The organism is Streptomyces sp. NPDC088746 (assembly GCF_044751065.1).
In the GTDB taxonomy this organism is placed as follows: Bacteria; Actinomycetota; Actinomycetes; order Streptomycetales; family Streptomycetaceae; genus Streptomyces.
On record NZ_JBIVLA010000006.1, the window covers coordinates 277,444 to 302,399 of the forward strand.

At 73.7% G+C, this 24,956-nt stretch carries 4 protein-coding genes; all 4 read left to right on the forward strand.

Going from position 1 to position 24,956, the window contains the following annotated elements; all coding sequences use genetic code 11:
- Window positions 1-193: 193 nt before the first annotated feature.
- Window positions 194-1,699, forward strand: a complete 1,506-nt coding sequence (proP, locus tag ACIP63_RS26360) for a glycine betaine/L-proline transporter ProP (protein WP_401520151.1) — start codon at window positions 194-196, stop codon at window positions 1,697-1,699.
- Between the two features lie 562 nt (window positions 1,700-2,261).
- The gene (locus tag ACIP63_RS26365) at window positions 2,262-2,480 is read left to right on the forward strand and encodes an MbtH family protein (RefSeq protein ID WP_401520153.1); all 219 of its coding nucleotides are present in this window, start codon (window positions 2,262-2,264) and stop codon (window positions 2,478-2,480) included.
- A 400-nt stretch (window positions 2,481-2,880) separates the two neighbouring features.
- Window positions 2,881-17,385 (forward strand): amino acid adenylation domain-containing protein, encoded by a 14,505-nt coding sequence (locus ACIP63_RS26370; RefSeq protein WP_401520156.1) that lies wholly within the window; start codon window positions 2,881-2,883, stop codon window positions 17,383-17,385.
- Window positions 17,382-24,953 (forward strand): amino acid adenylation domain-containing protein, encoded by a 7,572-nt coding sequence (locus ACIP63_RS26375; RefSeq protein ID WP_401520158.1) that lies wholly within the window; start codon window positions 17,382-17,384, stop codon window positions 24,951-24,953. Before ACIP63_RS26370 ends, ACIP63_RS26375 begins: the two co-directional genes overlap by 4 nt.
- The last annotated feature ends 3 nt before the right edge of the window (window positions 24,954-24,956 follow it).

Consider the following 24,956-nt stretch of genomic DNA (forward strand, 5'->3'; position numbering starts at 1 on the left):
GCTCACTCGTACGGCACGGTCACGCGGCGTCCTGCCGTGCGGGCGGGGAAGGTAGGCCTGTCGGAAGGAAGCCCGACGTCGCGCGGTACGGCGGAGGGGCCGGGCTACAGCGGAGGGCAGCATTCCCATGCACCGACCGAGACAACGGCCACGTGTCCTCCGGCAACAGGGCGAGCGGTCGGCGACGGACCGGATGGTGCGGACTCTTCTGCGGCGGCGCAAGAAGTCCCTGGCCGCCGGGGACGTGATGGTCACCGATCCGCCGAAGGTGCGCCGCGCCGTCACGGCGGCGGCGCTCGGCAACACCATGGAGTGGTTCGACTTCGGCGTCTACGCCTACCTCGCGGGGACCCTGGGCAAGGTCTTCTTCCCCTCCAGCTCGCCGGGCGCCCAGGTCGTGTCGACCTTCGCGACCTTCGCCGCCGCCTTCCTCGTGCGTCCGCTCGGCGGGTTGGTGTTCGGGCCGCTCGGCGACCGTGTGGGGCGGCAGAAGGTGCTTGCCATCACCATGATCATGATGGCGGCGAGCACCTTCGCCGTCGGCTTCCTCCCCACCTACGCGGCGGTCGGCTTCGCCGCTCCGCTCCTGCTCCTGGTGTGCCGTCTCGTGCAGGGCTTCTCGACAGGTGGCGAGTACGCGGGCGCGACGACGTACATCGCGGAGTACGCGCCCGACAAACGCAGAGGGTTCCTCGGCAGCTGGCTGGACTTCGGGACCTTCGTCGGATATTCGCTCGGGTCCGGTCTGGTGACCGTGCTGACCGCCGTGCTCGGTACGGACGGGCTGACGGACTGGGGGTGGCGGATCCCGTTCTTCGTCGCGGGGCCGCTCGGTCTGATCGGTCTGTACATGAGGCTGAAGCTGGAGGAGACCCCCGCCTTCCAGCGCGAGGAGGAGGCGCAGGCCGAGGCCCTGTCCGAGGGTGATCCCGTGGAACAGGCACGGCAGTCCGGTAAGGGCCGGCTCAAGGAGATCTTCACGGAGCACTGGGAGGCGGTGCTCATCTGCATGGGCCTGGTGCTGCTCTACAACGTCACCAACTACATGGTGACCTCCTACCTGCCGACGTACATGTCCGAGACGCTCGGCGAGCCGGAGACGACCTCCCAGCTGCTGGTCCTCGGCACGATGCTGCTCGTGGTGCTCAGCATCACGGCGGTCGGCAGGTCCTCGGACCGCTGGGGCCGGCGTCCGGTGTTCATGGCCGGGAGCGTGGCGCTCATCGTGTTCGCCATCCCGGCCTTCCTGCTCATCCGGCAGGGCGGCATCCTGCTTCCGGCGATCGGCTGCGGGGTGCTCGGGCTGCTGCTGGTCTGTTTCGCGGGGACGTCCGCGTCCACGCTTCCGGCACTGTTCCCGACACGGCTCCGCTACGGCGCCCTCTCGATCGCCTTCAACATCTCCGTGTCGCTGTTCGGCGGGACCACGCCGCTGTTCGCCTCGGCCCTCGTGGAGATGACCGGAAACGACATGATTCCGGCGTACTACCTCATGGTCGCGGGTGCCGTCGGGCTGGTCGCGACCCTCTTCCTCCACGAGACGGCGGGCAAGCCGTTGCGCGGTTCCGGCCCGATGGTGGAGACCCCGGAGCAGGCGCGCACCCTCGTCGCACGCAGCAGGACGCGGGCGGGCAGGCAGGCGCGCGACGTGTGGATCCGGATGCGGCATCCAGGGGGCGGAGGCGGGGAGAAGGGCTGAGGGCTGCCGACCCCGCCCCACGGGGCTGCCGCACAAGGATTTTGGCTCCCGGAGCTCCCGCGGGTCGGTCGTCTCACGGGTCGGACACGGGCGCACACCCGGCGCATGGGAGCTTGGCGTGACCTGGGTGTGTAACAGGAGTACGCGGGCGCACGCCGGAGGCTATCCGAAAGTGTGTGGTGTATATCAAGCAGTACCCGCATCGAGCGGACATTCCGTGGCTGGATATCTTCGCGCCGGGGTGGTTGGCATATACCGCGGGCCGGTGCGCTTCCTGGCGTCCGGTCAGGTACTTTTGAGTAATCGGGCGAATACGCGTCGTTCGTTGCCTCGGGTCCTCTAATGTGATCGGCATGAGCGGGTGATGTCGGGGTAACCGTGGTTCGGGCACAGGTGAGTTGACGGAATGCGGAGATGACGTATCTCCGTTCCGTACGACCTGCGCCGCGCGCCATGGCGGTCGGGGGCTCGACGGTGTATCGCGGAAACGACCCGCGTGGTACGCCCGTACACAGCTGATGAACGTGTCGTGAAAAGAGTGAGAACAGGTGGGGGGACGGCCGTGACCAATCCTTTCGATGACGAGTCGGGACGGTTCGTGGCGCTGGTGAACGACGAGGGTCAGTACTCGTTGTGGCCCGCACATATCGACGTTCCGGGCGGCTGGCGCGCCGCCGGCCCGGAAGGGTCGCGTCAGGAGTGTCTCGACGTGATCGAGAGCGCCTGGACCGACATGCGGCCCGCCGGCCTGGTGCGGGCGATGGCGGCCGACGCCGGATAGGGCGACGGGCGGGCCGTCGAGGACGTGCCTGCCGCCCAGGTCGAGTGGCGTGTCGACACCCCGGCCCGATCGATTTCGTTCTCATAGGAGCGAAGTCGATCAGGTGTGATCAGCGGTCGATACGGTTTGCTCATACATGCTCATTTCGCCTTCATGCGGCGTTCATGAATTATCGATGGGCTGTCTTGCGGGACGCCCTCGATCTGCGAACAAAATACTGTCTCCTGCTGGGCGCCAATGCCCGGTGGGGGATCTCGGCCGCGCCTGATGCCGTGGGTGCGGCGATTGCCCTCTCCGCTTGCGCCGACCCATGCCCCAATGATCGGTGCACTGGCGTGGTCGGTTTTACCCGGCCCTTCTTCACCGTCCCCGAATACTCTCCCCAAAGGTGTGGACCGGCATGCAGGAAAACCGTTCTCTCCCGACCCCCGAGGTTCCCGAAGAGTTTCTCGAACTGACCACGGCCCAGCAGGGAGTCTGGTACGGGCAACTCGTCGACCCCGCCAGCCCGAAATACAACATCGGGGAATGCTTCGAGATCCACGGTGACCTCGACGAGGATGTGTTCGGCGCGGCGCTCGACCGGGCCGTCGACCTGTGCGACAGCCTCCGCCTCGAGTTCGTCACCCAGGGCGAGACGGTGCGGCAACACGTCGGTCACCGGACCACGGCGGACAGCGGCCGGCTCCACCGGGTGGATCTGTCCGGCGCGGACGACGCCGAAGCGGCGGCCGAGCGCTACATGGCCGCCGACATGTCCACCGTCGACCGGCTCGACGCCCCGCGCCACCACTTCGCGCTGCTGCGTATCGGCGTCCGGCTGCACTACTGGTACGTCCGCTTCCACCACATCGCCGTCGACGGCCTCGGCGGCGCCGTCTTCGGCCGCATCGTGGCCGACCTCTACGGGCGAGCCGTGCGCGGCGAGGACCTCGCCGCGGCGGAGCTGCCCGCCGCGCCGCTGCGCGACCTCATAGCCGACGAGGCGGCCTACCGCCGCTCCGGTCGCTTCGAGGCCGACCGCGCCTACTGGACCGGGAAGTTCGCGGACCTGGCGGGCGACGGAGCGCGGGCCACCGCAGGCACCGGGGAGGACACGCACGCCAGGGGCGGTACAGCGCTCGTCCGACGGCGCACCGACGCCCCGGCAGCGGCCGTTCCCGCCGGGACCGACCTCCGGATGCACACCGGGGAGACCCTCCCCGTCACCGTCCTCGACGACCTGCGCAGACTCGCCTCCGGTCACCGCACCCGGTGGACGGCCGTCCTGGTGAGCGCGGTCGCCGCCTACGTGTCCCGGGTCACCGGGGCGGAGGACATCACCGTGGGGCTCGCCTCCAACGGCCGTCACGGCGGGCTGCGTCACATCGTCGGCATGACCGCCAACATCCTGCCGCTGCGCCTGAGCGTCACCACCGACATGACGGTCGGTGCCCTCGTACGTGCCGTCGCGGCCGAGATGGGCGGAGCCCTGCGTCACCGCCGCTTCTCCCGCGAACAGCTCGCCCGTGAACTGAACATGGCCCACGGCGCGGCGCATCTCACCGACGTCGTCGTCAACATCATGGGCTACGACTACGACCTCGACTTCGCCGGCAGCCCCGCCGCGTCCCGTGTGCTGTCCATCGGCCCTGTCGACGACGTGTCCCTCTTCATCTCCGAACGGGCGGAGGGCAAAGGGCCGTTGATCGGCTTCGACGCCAACCCGGAGCTGTACCACCCCGATGACGTGCGGCTGCTCCAGCAGGCCCTCGTCTCCTTCCTGTCGGCTGTGGCCGGCGCGGACTCCGGCACACCTCTCCGCGACCTGCCGTTCCTGGACGACACCGCCGCCGAGGCGCTGCTCGCCCACGGGCGCGGCACCGCTCTGCCGGCCAGGACATCGGCCTCAGGCCTGCCGGAGGCGTTCGGCGCGCGGGCCCGCCTGACCCCTGACGCCCCGGCAGTGGTGGAGGGGCACGTCACACTCTCGTACCGGGAGCTGGCGCGGGCGGCGGAAGACCTCGCCGGAGCCCTGACGGGATGGGGCATCGGCGCCGAGGACGGCGTCGGCGTCCTCATGGGCCGCTCGGCGGCCGTGGTGTCCGCCACGCTCGGCACGGTCGCAGCCGGCGCCGCGTACGTCCCCATGGACGCGGCCTGGCCGGACGAACGCCTCGGCCGCGTGGCCGAAGTGGCCCGCGTCCGCGCCCTGGTGGTCGACGAGGCCACCGCCGGGCAGCCCTGGGTGGAGGAGAGGGCCACCGCTCTGCCGGTGATCGTCCTCGACGGTCTCGGCGGTGTCGTGCGCGGCGCTCCGCCACGACCGGGCCCGCTGCCCGGAACCGCCCTCGCCGGCCGGCTCGCGTACGTGATGTTCACCTCCGGCTCCACCGGCCTCCCCAAGGGCGTCGGCGTCACCCATGCCGACGTTCTCGCTCTGGCCGCAGACAGCTCCTGGTCGGACGGAGCGTGTGACGCGGTCCTGCTCCACTCGGCCTACGTGTTCGACGCCTCCACCTTCGAGATCTGGGTGCCGCTCCTGAACGGCGGTCGTGTGGTCGTCGCGCCCGGCGGCGTACTGGAGGCGCCCGCCCTCAAGGACGTGGTGGACCGGCACGGGGTCACGGCGCTGTTCCTGACGACGGCCCTGTTCAACGTGGTGGCCGAGGCCGACCCCGCGGCGTTCGCCGGACTGCGCCTGGTCGCCGCGGGCGGTGAGGCCGCCACCCCGGATGTGATGCAGCAGGTGGCCGCGGCCGCGCCCGGCACGCGCGTCCTGCACGTGTACGGGCCCACGGAGACCACGACCTTCGCCACCCGCCATCAGGTGGACGCCGGGACCCCGGGCACGCCGCCCGTCGGCCGGGCCCTCGACGGGATGCGCCTCCTCGTGCTCGACGGCACCCTCGGACTGGTGCCGCCCGGCGTCGTGGGGGAGCTCTACGTGAGCGGCCGGGGCGTCGCCCGCGGCTACCAGGGCCGCCCGGCGCTCACCGCCACCCGGTTCGTCGCCGACCCGTACGACGCGCGTGGCGGACGCATGTACCGCACCGGCGACCTCGTGCGCTGGACCGCGCGTGGCGACATCGAGTACGTCGGGCGTGCGGACGGGCAGGTCAAGCTCCGCGGATTCCGCATCGAGCCCGCCGAGATCGAGAGCACCCTGCTCGCCGACCCGGACGTGCGCGCCGCCTGCGTCCTGGTCCGCGAGGACATACCCGGCGACCGGCGGCTCGTCGCCTATGTCGTGCGGGCCCCCGGCGCCCGGCCGGACACCGCCGCCCTGGCAGGCCGCGTGGGGCGCGCCCTGCCCGCGTACATGGTGCCTTCCGTGTTCGTCATCCTCGACGCGCTGCCCCTGAACGCCAACGGCAAGGTCGACCGCCGCGCCCTGCCCGCCCCCCGTGCCGCGGCCACCACGGGCCGCGCCCCGCGCACGGCGTACGAGGAGGTCCTGGCGGGGCTGTTCGCCGAGGTCCTGGGCGTGGACGCGGTCGGCATCGACGACAACTTCTTCTCCCTGGGCGGCCACTCGCTGCTCGCCACCCGCCTCACCGGTCGGGTGCGGGCCGCCCTGGGCGCCGAACTCGACATGCGTACGCTCTTCGACCACCCCACGGTCGCCGCTCTCGCCGCCGCACTCGACGCCACCGGGAGGGCCCGGCCCGCCCTCGTGCCGCAGCGACGTCCCGACACGGTGCCGCTGTCCTTCGCGCAGCAGCGCCTCTGGTTCCTCAACCGCGTCGAGGGCCCGGGCGACACCTACACCGTCCCGCTGGTCGTGGAACTCGAAGGACCCCTGGACACGGACGTCCTGCGCGGCGCGCTGGCCGACGTCGTCGTCCGGCACGAGAGCCTGCGCACCGTGTTCGCCGAGGAGGACGGTGTCGCCCGCCAGGAAGTCCTCGACCCGGCCGCCGCCGTGGCGCTCGTCCCCCTCGTCGTCGAACTGCCGCCGGCCGAGGAGAGCGCCGAGGCCTGGGCCGGGACGACGGTGCGCCGCCTGTCCGCGGTGCCCTTCGACCTCACCGGGGACGTCGGCGTCCGCGCCCATCTGCTGCGCCTGGGACCAGCCCGCCACATCCTGGTGCTCGTCCTGCACCACGTCGTCGCCGACGGCTGGTCCCTCGCCCCGCTCAGCCGCGACCTCGGCGCCGCCTATCGCGCCAGGAAGTCCGGCGCGGACACTCCCGACTGGCCCGCGCTGCCCGTGCAGTACGCCGACTACGCCCTCTGGCAGCGTGAGCTCCTCGGCTCGGCGGACGACCCGGACAGCATGGCCGCACGTCAGACCGCCTTCTGGCGGGAGGCGCTGCGGGGCGCGCCCGACCTGCTCGACCTGCCTCTCGACCGGCCCCGCCCGGCCGTGTCCAGCCACCGGGGCGACGCGGTCCCCTTCGAGTTGCCCGCCCCCGCGCACGCCGCGCTCACCCGGCTCGCGCGTGCCACCGGCTGCACCCCCTTCATGGTGCTCCAGGCGGCCCTCGCGGTGACGCTGCACGCCCACGGCGCCGGGACCGACATCGCGTTGGGAACCGCCACCGCGGGGCGCACCGACGAGGCGCTCGACGATCTGGTCGGGTTCTTCGTGAACACCGTCGTCCTGCGCACCGACCTGTCCGGCGACCCGACCTTCCGCGAACTGCTGGAGCGGGTCAAGGAGTTCGACATCGCCGCCTTCAGCCACAGCGACATCCCCTTCGAAGGGATCGTGGAGGCGCTCAATCCCGAGCGGTCCGGCGACCACCACCCGCTCTTCCAGACCATGCTGGTCCTCCAGAACCAGGAGCGGGCGGGGCTCGACCTCCCCGGTGTCATCAGCCACGACCGGTCCCGGCACACCGGGGTCAGCAAGTTCGATCTGACGTTCTCGCTCACCGAAGTCACCGAAGTCGCCGACGGCACCGAAGTCCCCGAGGTCACCGAGGGCACCGAAGTCCCCGAGGACCCCGAGGTAACCGAGGCCATGGGCGCCGGCGGCATCGGGGGCTACCTGGAATACGCCACCGACCTCTTCGACGCCGCCACCGCCCGCGCCCTGTGCGCTCGTTTCGCCCGCGTCCTCACCCAGGCCGTGAGCGACCCGGACCGTACGGTCGGCGACCTCGACCCCCTCGCGCCGGGCGAGCGCGACCGGCTCCTCGGCCAGGGACGCGGTGCGGAGCTCCCGGCGCCCGCGCGCACCGCCCCCGAAGCGGTCCGGGAGTGGGCCGCGCGCACCCCCGGCGCCGTCGCCGTGCGCGACGCGCACACGAGCCTCACCTACGCCGAACTCGACGCCCGCGCCGACACCCTCGCCCTCGTCCTGCGCGAGCGGGGCGCCGGACGTGAGGACCGGGTGGCCCTCGCCGCGCCGCCGTCCGTGGACACCGTCGTCGCCATGCTGGCCGTACTGCGCGCCGGTGCCGCCTACCTGCCCGTGGACCCGCAGTATCCGCCCGCACGTATCCGGCACATGCTCGACGACGCCCGCCCCGTCCTGCTGCTCACCACCACGAACGTCCACGCGGACCTGCCCGCCTCCGGCTTACCGTGGCTCGCCCTCGACGGCCCGGACGTCCGCCCGGCGGGCCCCACCACGCCCCTCCCGGACCGTCCGCACCCCGCGGATCCCGCGTACGTCATCCACACCTCCGGCTCCAGCGGCCGGCCCAAGGGCGTGGTCGTGACGCACGCCGCTCTCGCCAACCACATGGCCTGGATGGCGCGGTACCTCGATGTCACACCGGACGACCGGGTCCTCGCCCGCACCTCCACCAGCTTCGACGCCTCCGTGTGGGAGCTCTGGCTCCCCCTGATGAGCGGCGCCGAAGTCTGTGTGCTGCCGCACGACGCCAACCGGGAACCCGACGCCCTCGTCTCCTGGATGAGCCGGTTCGGCGTCACCCTCGCCCAGTTCGTCCCCTCGCACCTGACCCTTGTCCTCACGGAGGCTGCGCACGCCGCGCCGCTCCCCGGCCTGCGCGCCGTCCTGTGCGGCGGCGAACCGCTGCCGCGCGCCCTCGCCGACGACGTCACCAGGCTGTGGGGGGCCGAGGCGCACAACCTCTACGGGCCGACCGAGGCGACCATCGACGCGACCGCCCACCGCGCCGGCGGGCCGGGGACGAGCGACCACGTGGACGCCCGCTCACCGTCCGAGACCGTGCCGATCGGCCTGCCCGTCGACACCATGCGCGCCTACGTCCTCGACGGCCGGCTGCGGCCCGTACCCCCCGGCGTCACCGGGGAGCTGTACCTCTCGGGCCCCAACCTCGCCCGTGGCTACCTGGGTCAACAGGGCCTGACCGCCGCCCGGTTCGTCGCCGACCCGTTCGAGGCGACCGGCGCCCGCATGTACCGGACAGGCGACCTCGTACGGTGGAACCGGCACGGTCAGCTCGACCACGTGGCCCGCGCCGACGACCAGGTCAAGCTCCGCGGCTTCCGCATCGAACTGGGCGAGGTCGAGGCCGCGCTCCAGGCGCGGCCCGGAGTCACGGCCTCCTGCGCCGTGATCCGCGAGGACCTACCCGGCCGGCGCCGGCTCGTCGCCTACGCCGTCACCGGGGACCCGGCCCTGCGCCCCGCCACCCTGCGCGACGGCCTCGCCGAGACTCTTCCCCACTACATGGTGCCCGGCGTCGTCGTCGTCCTGGACGATCTCCCGCTCCTGCCCAACGGCAAGGTGGACCGGCGTGCCCTGCCCGAGCCGGAGCCGGGCGACGGCGCTCCCGCCGGACCGGGACGGCGCACCCTCCAGGAGGACCTGCTCGCCGGGATCTTCGCCGACGTCCTGCACCGGCCGCTCGTGGGCCCGCACGACAGCTTCTTCGACCTCGGCGGCCACTCGCTCCTCGCCATGCGCGTCGTCAGCCGTGTCCGCACCGTCCTCGGCGCCGAGATCGCCGTACGCACCCTCTTCGAGCACCCGACCGTCGCGGGTCTCGCCCGCGTCCTCGACACGCCGGGCGGGGCCCGCCCGCCGGTGGTGCCCGCGGCGCAGCGGCCCGATCCGCTGCCGCTGTCCTCCGCGCAGCAGCGCCTCTGGTTCCTCAACCGGCTCGAGGGCCCCAGCTCCGCCTACAACATCCCGCTCGTCCTCGAACTGGACGGCACCCTGGACACCGACGCCATGCGGGCCGCCCTCCGCGATGTCGTGTGCAGACACGAGGCGTTGCGCACCCTCTTCCCTGAACGGGACGGCGTACCGCACCAGTTGATCCTCCCCGTCGACACCGCCACGCCCCGCCTGCCTGTCGTGGCCGTGGCCCCGGGGGAACTGGAGGAAGCCGTCCTGGCCGCCGTGCGCGAGCCGTTCGACGTCGTCGTGGATCCGCCGCTGCGTGCCCTGCTGCTCCGCACGGCGCCGGGACACCACGTCCTGGTGCTGGTCCTGCACCACATCGCGGGCGACGGCTGGTCCCTCGCCCCGCTCGCCCGCCACCTCGGCGACGCCTACCGGGCCCGTATCGAGGGCCGGGACCCCGGGCTGTCGGCCGGTACGCCGCTCCAGTACGCCGACTACACCCTCTGGCAGCACGCGGCTCTCGGCGACGGCGTCGCACCGGAGAGCGCGCTGCGGCAGCAGCTCGACCACTGGCACTCGGCCCTGGCCGGTCTGCCCGGGCTGATCGACCTGCCGCTGGACCGGCCACGCCCGGTCACCACCGACCCGAGGGGGGCCGTCCACACCTTCGACGTGCCGCCCTCGGTGTACGCCCAACTCCTGCGTCTGGCACGTGAGTCGGGAAGCAGCCTCTTCATGGTGCTCCAGGCGGCGGTGGCCACCCTGCTGCACCGGCACGGCGCGGGCGACGACATCCCGCTCGGTTCACCCGTCGCCGGCCGCACGGACGAGGCGCTGGAGGATCTGGTCGGGTTCTTCGTCAACACACTCGTCCTGCGCACGGACCTGTCCGGCAATCCGACCTTCCGCGCACTTCTGGTACGCGTCAGAGAGTTCGACCTCGCCGCCTACGCGCACCAGGACGTCCCCTTCGAGCGCCTCGTCGAGAGCGTCAACCCCGTCCGGGCGCGCAACCACCACCCGCTGTTCCAGACGATGCTGGTCCTGCAGAACCAGGAGACCGACCGCCCCGACCTGCCGGGTCTCACCGTCGAGGACCGGCTCGTCCACAACGGCCTGAGCAAGTTCGACCTCACCTTCGCCTTCACCGAGGAGCAGGGCACGGGCGGCGAGGAGCAGGGCGCGGGCGGCCTCACCGCCGGGATCGAGTACGCCACCGCCCTCTTCGACCGGGCCACCGTCGAAACCCTCGCGGCGCGCCTGGTCCGCCTCCTGGAGCAGGTGGCCGCCGACCCCGGCCGGCCCCTGGCGGGCTACGGCCTGATGACGCCGGACGAGCACACCCGGGTCACCCACTGGGGCACCGGCCGCGGCCTGCCGGACAGCGCGGACGCCACCCTGCCCGCGCTCTTCGCGGCCCAGGCGCACCGCACACCTGACGCCGTGGCCGTGACCGACGGCCACGACACCCTCACGTACGCCGGGCTGGAGGGCGTCTCCGCCGCCCTCGCCCACACCCTGGCGGGCCTCGGGGTGGGCCCCGAGTCCGGGGTCGGCGTGCTGCTCGCCCGGTCGCCGGCCGTGGTGTCGGTGTCCCTGGGCGTGGTCCGCGCGGCCGGCGCCTACGTCCCGCTGGACGCCCGCTGGCCCGGGGAACGGCTCGACCAGGTCGCCGGGGTGGCGGCCGTGCGGGTCCTCGTCGTCGACGAGGAGGCCCGCGCCACCCCCTGGGTCACCGCGACGGCACGCCGGATGCCGGTCGTGGTGGTGGACCGAGCCGGGCGGGTCCTCCTGGGCGCCCCCGAGCAGCCCGGCCGCCCGGCAGCGGTGCCGGGCCCCGACGCGCTCGCCTACGTGATGTTCACCTCCGGCTCGACCGGTTTGCCCAAGGGCGTCGGCGTCACGCACGGCGACGTGGCCGCGCTCACCGCCGACTCCGCCTGGCGCGGCGGCGCCGCCGACGCGGTCCTGATGCACTCGGCGTACGTCTTCGACGCCTCCACGTTCGAGATCTGGGCCCCGCTCCTGAACGGCGGCCGGGTCGTCGTCGCACCGGCCGGCGTCCTGGAGGCCCGGGTCCTCGGCGACGCCGTCCACGAGCACGGCGTGACCGCGGTGTTCCTGACGACGGCCCTGTTCAACGTGTTCGCCGAGACCGACCCCGGCGCCTTCTCCGGTCTCCGACTCGTCTGCGCCGGCGGGGAACTGGCCTCACCCGACGCGATGCAGCGGGTCGCCGGCACCGCACCCGGCGCACGCGTCCTCCACGTGTACGGGCCCACCGAGACCACCACCTTCGCCACCCGCCACGACGTGGCGGCCGACCTGCCCCCGGGGCCGCCGCCCATCGGGCGCCCCCTGGACGGCATGCGCGGTTACGTCCTCGACGGCTCCCTGGGCCCGGTCCCGCCGGGTGTCGTGGGCGAGCTGTACCTGGCCGGACGCGGCGTGGCACGCGGGTACACCGGGCTCCCGGGCCTGACCGCCGCGCGCTTCGTGGCCGACCCGTTCGACCCGGCGGGCGGGCGCATGTACCGCACCGGCGACCTCGTCCGGTGGACCCACGACGGCCGGATCGCGTACGTCGACCGCGCCGACGGGCAGGTGAAACTGCGCGGCTACCGCATCGAACTCGGTGAGATCGAGGGCGTGCTCGCCTGCTGCGAGGGTGTCGCCGACTCCTTCGCAATCGTCCGCGAGGACACACCCGGCGACCGCCGGCTGGTCTCGTACGTGGTGCCCGCCGGCGGCGCACGCCCCGAACCCGGCGAGCTCGCCCGGGCCGTCGGCAGGTCCCTGCCCGCCTACATGGTGCCCTCCGCGTTCGTCCTGCTCGACGCGCTTCCGCTGACCGTCAACGGCAAGGTGGACCGGCGCGCTCTGCCCGCCCCCGACCATCGCGCTCCGGCCCGCGGGCGCACCGCGCGCACCGCCCGCGAGGAGATCCTGTGCGGGCTCTTCGCGGACCTGCTGGGCCTCGAAGGGGCGGGCGTCGACGACGACTTCTTCACCCTGGGCGGCCACTCCCTGCTCGCCACCCGCCTCGCCGCGCGCATCCGCACCGTGCTCGGCGTGGAGGTCCAGGTCAAGGCCGTCTTCGAGCACCCCACGCCGGCGGCGCTCGCCGCCGCGCTGGACGGCGCCGAAACGGCCAGAAGACCCCTCGTGCGCGCCCCGAGCCGCCCCGATCCGCTGCCGCTTTCCTACGCGCAGCAGCGCCTGTGGTTCCTCAACCGGTTCGAGGGGCCCAGCGCCACGTACAACGTGCCGCTCGTGCTCCGCCTGCACGGACCGCTGGACCCCGACGCCCTGGAGAGCGCCCTGTCGGACGTCGTCGAGCGCCACGAGAGCCTGCGCACCGTCTTTCCCGACACCGACGGTGTGCCGCGTCAGCTCGTCCTCGACGCCGGCGGCGCCGACATCGACCTGACGCCCCGCGACACCGCGCCCGCCCGCCTCGACGAGGTCCTGGGCGCCGAGGTGGCGCACACCTTCGACGTCGGCACGGACATCCCCGTACGGGCCAGGCTGCTCCGGGCGGGGGCCGAGGACCACGTCCTCGTACTGGTCGTCCACCACATCGCGGGCGACGGCTGGTCCCTCGCCCCGCTCGCGCGCGACCTGGGCGAGGCGTACCGCGCGCGTACCGAAGGGGTGGAGCCCTCCTGGACGGAACTCGGCGTCCAGTACGCCGACTACACCCTGTGGCAGCGCGCGCTGCTCGGCGACGAGAGCGACCCGGCCGGCCAGGCCGCCCGCCAGCTGGAGTTCTGGCGGACCGCGCTCGCCGGCGCACCCGAGCTGCTCGGCCTTCCCTGCGACCGGCCGCGCCCCGCCGTCACGAAGCACCGCGGCGACGCGTTCGCCTTCCCCGTCGACGCGGACACCCACCGGGCCCTGGCGGAACTCGCCCGTGCCCGTGGATGCAGCCTCTTCATGGTGCTCCAGGCGGGTCTGTCGGTGCTCCTCTCCCGGCACGGCGCCGGCGAGGACATCCCGCTCGGCACCGCCGTCGCCGGACGCACCGACGAAGCCCTCGACGACCTGGTGGGTTTCTTCGTCAACACGCTCGTCCTGCGCACCGACCTGAGCGGGGACCCCACCTTCCGCGACGTACTCGACCGGGTACGGGACTTCGACCTCGCGGCCTACGCCCACCAGGACGTGCCGTTCGAGCGGCTGGTGGACGCTCTCGGTCCGGTCCGGGCGCAGAACCACCATCCGCTCTTCCAGACCATGCTCGTCCTCCAGAACCAGGGGGGCGCCGTGGTCGACCTGCCCGGGCTCACGGTGACGGAACAGCCCGTCCGCACCGGCATCAGCAAGTTCGACCTGACCTTCACCTTCACCGAGAAGCACGACGGCACGGGCCGCCCCGCCGGCCTCGACGGCGTCCTGGAGTTCTCCACCGAACTCTTCGACCACGACACCGCGCACACCCTGGCCGGCCGGCTGACCCGCCTGCTCGCCTCACTCGCCGCCGACCCGGGCCGCCGCGTCCACACCACCGACGTCCTGGACCCGGCCGAGCGGCGGGACCTCGACCGCGCCGCCCACGGCCCGGTGCGGCCGGTGGCGGCACGTACGGCGCCCGAGGCCTTCCGGGCGCAGTGCGCACGGACCCCCGCGGCCACCGCCGTGGTGGACGGCGCGCACCGTCTCACCTTCGGCGAACTCGACGTGCTCTCCGACGATCTGGCGCACCACCTGCGCGCCAGGGGCATCGGGCGCGGCGACCTCGTCGCCCTCGCCCTCGAAGGCACCGCCGACCAGGTCGTGGCCATGCTGGCGGTGGCCAAGGCCGGGGCCGCCTACCTGCCCGTCGATCTGGAGTATCCCGAGGCGCGCGTCGCCCACATGCTCGACGACGCCCGTCCGGCCCTGCTCCTCACCCATGGAACCGCACGTGCCGCGCGGTACGGACCGTCCGTACCCTGCCTCGCCCTGGACGACCGGGCCGCCTGGTCCACCGGCAGGACCGGGCCCCCGGCCGCCGCGCCGGACCCGCGCGACGCGGCGTACGTCATCTACACCTCGGGCTCCACGGGGCGCCCCAAGGGCGTCGTCGTCACCCACGCCTCCCTCACCAACCACATGGCGTGGATGGCGGACCACCTCGGCCTCACCGACGAGGACCGGGTGCTCGCCCGCACCTCGCCGAGCTTCGACGCCTCGGTCTGGGAGACGTGGCTCCCGCTCCTGCACGGCGGCTCCACCTGCCTCGTGCCGCCCGCCCTCAACCACGACCCGGCGGCTCTGCTGGCCCGGATGCGCGAAGTGGGGACGACCCTCGTCCAGTTCGTGCCCTCGCACCTCTCGCTCGTCCTCACCGAGACGTCTCCCGACGAGGCGCCCACGACGCTGCGGGCCGTCCTGTGCGGCGGCGAACCCCTGCCGCGGAACCTGGCGGAGCGCGTCGGGCGGACATGGCGGACCGAGGTGCACAACCTCTACGGGCCCACCGAGGCGACCATCGACGCCACCGCCCACCACCACCGGCGTACGGACGCTCCGGCGGGGGAGGGGAACGTGCCGCTCGGCCGCCCCGTCGACAACACCCGTGCGTACGTGCTCGACGCGGGTCTCCTGCCGGTGCCCCCGGGCGTCACCGGCGAGCTCTACGTCGCGGGCGAGGGCCTCGCGCGCGGCTACCTGGGGCGCGCGGGGCTGACCGCCGCACGCTTCGTGCCCGATCCGTACGGCCCCGCCGGCAGCCGCATGTACCGCACGGGCGACCTCGTCCGACGGGACACCGACGGCCTGCTCAGCTATGTCTCGCGCGCCGACGACCAGGTCAAGCTGCACGGCTTCCGCATCGAACTCGGCGAGATCGAGGCCGCTCTCACCGCGCTCGACGGCATCACCGCCGCCTGCGCCCTCGTCCGCGAGGACCGGCCGGGCGAGCGGCGTCTGGTCGCCTACACCGTCTCCGGCGGGACTGCCGGCGCCGTAGCCCTCACGGACGGCGAAGTGCGCGCCCGTCTGATGACGGCCCTGCCGCCGTACATGGTGCCCGCCGTCCTCGTCCCCCTCGACGCGCTGCCGCTGCTGCCCAACGGCAAGACGGACCGGCGCGCCATGCCCGTCCCGGAGCGCCCCGCCGCCCTCCGGCCGGGCGGAGAGCCGCGCACCGCGCGGGAACGCGTCCTGTGCGAGGTGTTCGCCTCCGTCCTGCGCGCTCCCGCCGTCCGCGCCGACGACGACTTCTTCGCCCTCGGCGGCGACAGCATCCTCTCCATCCAGCTGGTCAGCCGCGTCCGCGACGCGGGCCTCGGCGTCACCCCGCGCGATGTCTTCGTCCACCGCACGCCCGAGGCCATCGCGGCCGTCGCCACCGCCCTCGGCCGGGAGACCGCCGTACCGGCCGGGCAGGGCACCGGCGAGATGCCCCCGACGCCCATCGTCGCCTGGTTCCTGGAGCGTCCCGGCACCACCGACGGATACAACCAGTCCGGGGTGCTGCGCACACCCGCGGGCGCCGACGAGGACTCCCTCGTAGCCGCCCTCCAGCTCCTCATCGACCAGCACGACATGCTCCGACTGCGGACCAACCGGTCGGCCGACGGCGCACCCGTCCTCGAGGCCCTGCCGCCCGGCGCCGTCCCCGCACGGCGCCGCTTCACCCGGGTCGACGTCGCGGGTCTCGACGCCGAAGCCGTCCGCGCCGCCGTCACCGAGGCGGGAGAAAAGGCCCGCAGACGGCTGCGGCCCGCGCACGGGGAGGTGGTCGAGGCCGTCTGGTGCGACGCCGGGCCCCGCACCCGCGGGCGGCTGCTGCTCGTCGTGCACCACCTGGCCGTCGACGCGGTGTCCTGGCGCATCCTCGCCGCCGATGTGGCGCACGCCTGGCAGGCCGTCACCGAGGCCGCGAACGAAGGAGGACGGCCGCCCGCACCACGCCCGGCCACCACGTCCTACCGGCAGTGGGCGCGGCTCCTGGACTCCCAGGCGCGTGAACCGAGGCGTGAGAACGAACTCGCCCTGTGGCAGACGGCGTTGAGCACACCCGACCCCCAGCTCGGATACAGGCCGCTCGACCCCGACCTGGACACCGCCGACCGGACGCGGACCCTCGTCACCCACCTGCCCGCCACCTGGACGAAGTCCCTGCTCACCACCGCCCCCGCCGCATTCCACGCCGGGGTGGACGACGTCCTGCTCACCGGCCTGGCCCTCGCCGTCTGCTCCTGGCGTGCGGAACGGGCCGCCGCCCTCGGCGGGTCCCAGCGGGGCAGCACCGCCGTCCTGCTCGACCTGGAGGGACACGGCCGCGAGCAGATCGCCGACCACCTCGACCTCTCCCGTACGGTCGGCTGGTTCACCAGCCTCTACCCGGTCCGGCTCGACCCCGGTCCCGTCGACGCCCGAACCCCCGGACGCTTCGACGCCGCTCTGGTCGAGCGTGCTCTCAAACGCGTCAAGGAGCAGCTGCGCGCCGTCCCCGACCACGGTGTCGGCTACGGAATGCTGCGTCACCTCAACCCCGCCACCCGCCGGGTGCTGGCGGCCTCGGCCGATCCTCAGATCGGCTTCAACTACCTCGGCAGGTACGCCGCTTCGCCCGTCGAGGCGGGCGGGGGCGACGGCGCCGACTGGGACGTCCTGCTCGACGGCGGCGGGCCACGCGCCCAGGACCCCGACATGCCCGTGCACCACGTCCTCGACATCAACGCGCACACCGAGGACCTGGCGGACGGCCCGCGTCTGGTGACCCGCTGGACCTGGCCCAGCGACCTCCTCAAGGAGGAGGACGTGGAGGCCCTGTCCCACGCCTTCACCCGCGCCCTGCGCGCCGTGGCCGAACACGCCGAACGACCCGACGCGGGCGGCTACACACCGTCCGACCTTCCCCTGGTCTCGCTCGGCCAGGCCCAGATCGACCGACTGCAGAACAAGTGGGGTGGCCGCAAGTGACCGGGTTCCGACTGGAAGACGTACTGCCGCTGACGCCGTTGCAGGCGGGCATGCTCTTCCACGCGCTGTACGACTCCCGCGCTGTGGACGTCTACACCGCGCAGTTCGTCTTCGACCTCGAAGGCGCCGTGAGCCTTCCCGCCCTGCACGCCGCCGTGGGCGGTCTGCTGCGGCGGCACGCCAACCTGCGGGTGGGATTCCTCCACGAGGACCTGGACGAGCCCGTGCAGGCCGTCGCCGCCGAGGTGCCGGTTCCGCTGGAGGAACTGGACCTGACCGGTCCGGACGGTGCCGGCACGGCACAGGAGCGCCTCACCGCGTTCCTCGCCGCCGACCGGACCCGCCGCTTCGACCTCACCACCCCGCCGCTGATGCGGTTCACCCTCGTGCGCACCGCCCCCGAGAGCCACCGGCTCGTCATGACGAGCCATCACATCCTCCTCGACGGCTGGTCGATGCCGCTGCTCGTGCGGGAGCTGTTCGAGCTGTACGCACACGAGGGCGACGACAGCACTCTGCCGCGCGTCGTCCCCTACCGCACCTACCTCGCCTGGCTGGCCCAGCAGGACCGTACCGCCGCCCTGGACGCCTGGCGCACCGCCCTCGCCGGTGTCGAGTCGCCCACCCTGCTCGCCGGCCGGCACGGGGCGGACGTGCCGGGCTCCGGCGAGCTGCCCGAGACCCTCGTCCTCGGTCTGGACGCGGCCACGACGCACCGGCTCCGCGAGACGGCCCGCGCGCACCGCCTCACCCTCAACACACTGGTCCAGGGCGCCTGGGGCCTGCTGCTCGCGTACCGCACCGGACGCTCCGACGTCGTGTTCGGCACCACCGTCTCCGGCCGCCCGCCGGAGATCCCCGGCATCGAGTCGATGGTCGGCCTGTTCATCAACACCGTGCCGGTACGGCTCCGCCCGGCACCCGGCGAGACGCTGGCCGCGCTCCTGACCCGGCTCCAGGAGGAGCAGAGCCGCCTCCTCGGCCACCAGTACGTGGGCCTGACCGAGATACGCGGTGTCACCGGGCTGGACGAACTCTTCGACACCCTGGCCGTGTTCGAGAACTACCCGATGGACGCGGAGGCCCTGCGCACCGCGCGGCAGGGGCTGCCCGGTCTCGCCGTCACCGGCTTCAGCGGCACGGACGCGGCCCACTACCCGCTCACCCTCACCATCGCTCCCGGCGACACCCTTAACATCACCTTCGGTTACCGGGCCGCCGTCCTCGACCATGACGAGGTGGCCCGCACGGTCGCCCGCATGCGACGCCTGCTGACGGCGATGGCGGACGGGCTCGACAGCCGCGCCGACGCCGTCCCCGTCCTGCTGGACGGCGAGCGCGAGACGTTGCTCTCCCGGGGGACCGGCGCCGCACTCCTGCGCGGCACCCTGGACGAGAGCATCCCGGCCGCCGTCGCCCGGCGTGCCGCCCTCCACCCGGAGGCAGTGGCCGTTTCCGGAGCCGGCGAGCGGCTGACCTACCGGCAGCTCGACGGGCTGTCAGCCGAGCTGGCCGGCGCGCTGACAGGGGCCGGAACCGGTGTCGAGGACGGCGTCGGCATCCTCATGGGCCGCTCGACGGCCCTGGTCACCGCGTCCCTGGCGGCCCTGCGGGCGGGCGCCGCCTACGTACCGCTCGATCCGGGCTGGCCCGCCGCACGGCTCACACGCGTCGCGGAGGTGGCGACCCTCCGCGCCCTGGTCGTCGACGGGACCACCCGCACGCACCCGTGGGTGCGCGGCCTCGGACCTGAGGTGCACGTGGTGACCGTCGACGCGGCGGGCCGGGTGGTGGAAGGAAGTCCTCCCGCCCCGGGGGCCGGGCACGCCGTCGCGGGCGGCGGCCGGCTCGCGTACGTGATGTTCACCTCCGGTTCCACCGGACTGCCCAAGGGGGTCGGCGTCACCCATGCCGACATCACCGCCCTGGCGTCCGACCGGACGTGGGGTGACGGCGCCGCCGACGCCGTCCTGCTGCACTCGGCGTACGTCTTCGACGCCTCCACCTTCGAGATCTGGGCCCCCCTCCTCAACGGGGGCCGTGTCGTCGTGGCTCCCGAGGGCGCCCTCCAGCCCGCGGTGCTGCGCGACCTCGTCGCCCGCGACGGCGTGACGGCGGCCTTCCTGACGACGGCCCTGTTCAACGTCATCGCCGAGACCGACCCCGGCGCCCTCGGACTGCTCCGCCTGGCCGCCTCGGGAGGCGAGGCCGCGGCGCCCGGCGTCCTCCAGAGCCTCGCCGCCGCGCACCCCGGCACCGCCTTCCTCAACGTCTACGGACCCACCGAGACCACCACGTTCGCCACGCTCCACCGCGTACGCCCCGGCGACACCCCGGACGTCGTGCCCCCGATCGGCCGCCCGCTCGACGGCATGCGCGCCTACGTCCTGGACGGGGCGATGCGGCCCGTGCCGTCCGGCGCCGAGGGCGAACTGTACGTCGCGGGCCCGGGTGTCGCGCGCGGCTACCTGGGCCGCCCCGGCCTCACCGCCACCCGCTTCGTCGCCGATCCGTTCGCCGGTACGGGGGCGCGGATGTACCGCACCGGCGACCTCGTGCGCCGGGACCCCGACGGCACCCTGCACCACGTGGCCCGGGCCGACCAGCAGATCAAGCTCCGGGGCCACCGCATCGAGCCCGCCGAGATCGAGGCGGTGCTCCGCACCGACCCGTCCGTGCGCGCCGCCTGCGTCCTGGTCCGCGAGGACCTGCCCGGCGACCGCACCCTGACCGCCTACGTCGTCCCGGCGCCCGGACGTACCCCGGACCCGGAGCTGCTCGCCGCCCATGTCGGAAGTCAGCTGCCCGCCTACATGGTGCCGTCAGCCATCCAGCCGCTCGACGCGCTCCCGCTGACCACCAGCGGCAAGCTCGACCGGTCGGCCCTGCCCGCCCCCGCCACCCTGCGGGGCGCCGGCAGACGCCCGCCGCGCACCGCCCACGAGGAGATCCTCGCGGGGCTGTTCGCCGATGTGCTGGGTGTGGACCGCGTCGGTATCGACGACGACTTCTTCGCCCTGGGCGGCCACTCCCTGCTCGCCACCCGCCTCGTGGGCCGCGTCCGCACCGCCCTGGACACCGAGACGGAGATCCGCACCCTCTTCGAGAACCCCACCGTCGCCACGCTCGCCACCGCCCTGCGGGACGCGGACCGTCCCGCCCGCCCCGCTCTCGTCCCGCAGGAACGCCCCGCCGCGCTCCCGCTGTCCTACGCCCAGCGGCGCCTGTGGTTCCTCCACCGGCTCGAAGGGCCCTCGGCCACCTACAACATCCCCTTCGCCCTGCGCATCGACGGACCGCTCGACACGGAGGCACTGCGCCTGGCCCTCCGCGACGTCGTCACCCGGCACGCCGCCCTGCGCACCGTCTTCCCCGAGTACGACAGCCGGCCGCGCCAGCACATCACCGACCCGGACGACGTACGCCTGCCGTTCTCGGTCGAAGCCGTCGACGAGCAAGGACTGTCCGACCGGATCAGGGCGGCCGCGGCCGCACCGATCGACATCGAGCACCGTCTCCCGCTCCGGGCGACCCTGCTGCGCCTGACCGAGGACGCCCACGTCCTGGTCCTCGTGATCCACCACATCGCCGCCGACGGCTCGTCCCTCGCACCGCTCGCCCGCGACCTCGGCGCCGCCTACCGCGCGCGCGTCCGCGCCGAGGCGCCGGGGTGGACGGAACTCCCCGTCGACTACGCCGACTACACGCTCTGGCAGCGCCGCCTGCTCGGTGACGAGCACGACCCCGAAAGCCTCGCGGCACGACAGCTGGCCCACTGGAGAGACGCGCTGGACGGGCTGCCGGAGATGGTCGCCCTGCCCTGGGACCGGCCGCGCCCCGCCGCCCCCCGGCACACCGGCGCCACCCACGACTTCGCACTCGGCCCCACCACCGCCCTGCGGGTCGCGGCCCTCGCCCGCAGCACCGGATGCAGCGTCTTCATGGTGCTTCAGGCCGCCCTCTCGACCGTCCTCTCCCGGCACGGCGCCGGCCACGACATCCCGCTCGGCACGGCCGTCGCCGGGCGCACCGACGAGGCGGCGTCGGACCTCGTCGGCTTCTTCGTCAACACACTCGTGCTGCGCACGGACCTGACGGGCGACCCCACGTTCCTCGAACTCCTGGACCGGGTGAAGGAGTTCGACCTCTCCGCGTACGCGCATCAGGACGTCCCGTTCGAGCGCCTGGTGGAACTGCTCAACCCCGCCCGCTCGCAGAACCACCACCCGCTGTTCCAGACCATGCTCATCCTCCAGAACCACACCCCGGCCGCCCCCGTGGACCTGCCCGGTCTCACCACGAGCGGTGTGCCGGCCGCCCCCGGCGTCAGCAAGTTCGACCTGTCGTTCACCTTCACCGAGACGTACGACGACGGCGGCACGCCCAGCGGCATGCGGGCCGCCGTCGACTACGCGACGGAACTCTTCGACGCGGCCACGGTCCGCGACCTCGCCGCACGGCTCGTCCTGCTGCTCGACTCCGTGACCGCCGACCCCGACCGCCCGCTGAGCACGTACGACGTGCTCACGGCCGCCGAGCACACCCGCCTCGCCGCCTGGGGGACCGGCCCCGTCGAGAACCTGCCGGAGTCGACCGTCCCCGCGCTCTTCGAGCAGTGGGCCCGCCGCACCCCGGACGCCCCGGCGGTCCGCGACGCCGGCACCACCCTCACCTACGGCGAGCTCGACGCCCGCGCCGACGCCGTCGCCCGGCACCTCGCGGCGCGGGGCATCGGCCCCGAGGACCGGGTGGCGGTCGCCCTGCCACGCACCCACGACCTCGTGGTGACCCTGCTCGGGGTCCTCAAGGCCGGGGCGGCGTACGTGCCGCTCGACCCCGACTATCCGGCCCCGCGCCTGTCGTACATGCTCGACGACGCCCGGCCGCGCCTCCTCCTCACCACGCCCGCCATCCGCCGCCGTCTCCCGGAGTCCCCGGTGCCGTGCCTGTACACCGGCGACCTGGAGACCGGCACGCCGGCGCCCGCGCACACCGGTCCCGCCCCGGCCCTGCTCCCGGCACACCCGGCGTACGTCATCTACACCTCCGGCTCCACCGGCCGCCCCAAGGGCGTCGTGGTCACCCACCGGGGCGCCGGCGCCATGGCCAGGACCCAGACCGAGCGGCTGCGCGTCGCCCCGGGCAGCCGGGTGCTGCACCTGGCCTCCGTCAGCTTCGACGCCGCGTTCTGGGAACTCTGCATGGGGCTGCTCTCCGGGGCCTGCCTGGAGATCGACGAACGGGAAGCGCTGCTGCCCGGCCCCACCCTCGCCGCACTGGTCCGCGAGCGGGGCGTCACCCACCTCACCCTGCCGCCCGCCGCCCTCGCGGTCATGCCGCCGGGTTCGCTGCCCGCCGGGACGACGATGGTCCTCGCCGGAGAGGCGTGCGCGCCGGCCCTGGTGCGCGCCTGGGCGGGAGACCGGTACCTCGTCAACGCCTACGGCCCGACCGAGACCACCGTGTGCGCGACCATGAGCACCTTCCAGCACGCGGACGGGCCGCACGCCCCCGGCCGCACCGTGCCCATCGGGGTCCCCGTCAACGGCACCCGCGTCCACGTCCTGGACGACAGGCTGGCCCCCGTACCGCCCGGCGTCGTCGGCGAACTGTACGTCTCGGGCGAGGGCGTGGCCCGTGGCTACCACGGCCGGGCGGCCCTGACCGCGACCCGCTTCGTGGCCGACCCGTACGACCCCGCGGGGGGCCGCATGTACCGCACCGGTGACCTGGTGCACTGGACGGCCGACGGGGAGCTCGTCTACGTCTCCCGCGTCGACGACCAGGTCAAACTGCGCGGCTTCCGGATCGAGCTGGGTGAGATCGAGGCAGCCCTCACCGCCCTGCCCGGCGTCGCCGCGGCCTGTGCCGTCGTCCGCGAGGACCGGCCCGGCGACCGGCGCCTGGTCGCCTACACCGTGCCCGCGGACGGTGCGGACGGCCCGGACGACGCCCGGATACGGGCGCACCTCGCCGCCACCCTGCCCGGCCACATGGTCCCCGCGGCCCACGTACGGCTCGACGCCCTGCCCGTCACCCCCAACGGCAAGACCGACCGGCGCGCCCTGCCCGCACCCGGCCGTGCCGTACCGGCCGGCGGCCGTGCGCCGGACACCGCTCTCGAACGCGCCCTGTGCGAGGCCTTCGCGGAGACGCTCGGCGTACCCGAGGTCGGCGTCACCGACGACTTCTTCGCCCTCGGCGGCCACTCGCTGCTCGCCGTGACCCTCGCCCGGCGTATCGAGGAACGCTGCGGCCGGCGCCCCTCCCTGCGCGCCCTGTTCGCGGCGCCGACCGTCGAGGGAGTGGCCCGCCTCCTGGAGAGCGAGGCGGGGGAGGAGGACCAGGCGGGCTCCGCCCCACCGGACCTCGCCGCCGAGGTCCGCCTGGCCGCGGACATCACCGGCACCGGGCGGGACGGCACAGCGACGGGCCGGAGGATCTCCCGCCCTTCCTCCCGGCCGCTGCTGACCGGTGCCTCCGGATTCCTCGGCGCCTTCCTCCTGCGCGACCTCATCGAGGCCACCGACGGCCCGGTCGACTGCCTCGTACGTGCCGAGGACGAGCAGCGCGCCGCACACCGGCTACGGGCCAACCTGGAGCGCTACGGCCTGTGGCGCCCCCGGTACGCGGGCCTGATCCGCCCCGTCCCAGGGGACCTCGCCGCCCCCGGCCTCGGCCTGTCACCCGAGGGCCGGGCCGCCCTGGTCCGTCGCCTGGGACCCGTCGTCCACAACGGCGCACGCGTCAACTTCGCCGCCGGTTACGGCGATCTGCGCGCCCCCAACGTGGCGGGCACCGAGGAACTGCTGCGTCTGCTCTCCGACTCCGCGTCGCCCGGGATGCATCACGTCTCGACCACGAGCGTCTACGCCCCGGTGGCCGGCCCGGATCCCGTCACCGTCACGGAGTCGACCCCCACAGGACCGGCGTCCGGCCTGCCCGACGGATACGCGCAGAGCAAGTGGGTCGCCGAGCAACTGGTCGGCCTGGCCCGCGAACGCGGGCTGCCGGTGACCGTCTACCGGCCCGGCCGCATCAGCGGCGACACCACCACCGGCGCCTGCCAGGACCGCGACCTGCTGTGGCAGCTCATCAAGGGGTGCCTTCAGGCGGGCGCTGTGCCGGACCTGCCGTACGGGTCGACCGACTGGGTGCCCGTGGACCACGTCAGCGCGGCAGTGGTGGCGCTCGCGCTCTCCGCGTCCGGCCGGACGGGTGCCGAGACCTACCACCTCACCAACCCGGACGCACCGGGCCTGGACCGTGTCTTCGACGCGGCCGCCCGCCTGGGCCACGAGCTGCGCACCGTCCCCGCACCGGACTGGCAGGCCCGCGTCGCGGCGCAGCACGACAACGCGGCTCAGCTGTTCCTGGGCGACGCGGGGCAGACCGGGCACGAGGCGATGGACCACCGCGACTTCGACTCCAGCCGCACGGCCAAGGCGGCAGCGGCACTGGGCGTCCACATGCCGCTCCTGACGGACGACACCCTGACGCGCTACCTGACCTACTTCCAGGAAACGGGTTTCCTGCCCACTCCGCGGGGTGTACGGGCGACGAGGTAGCCG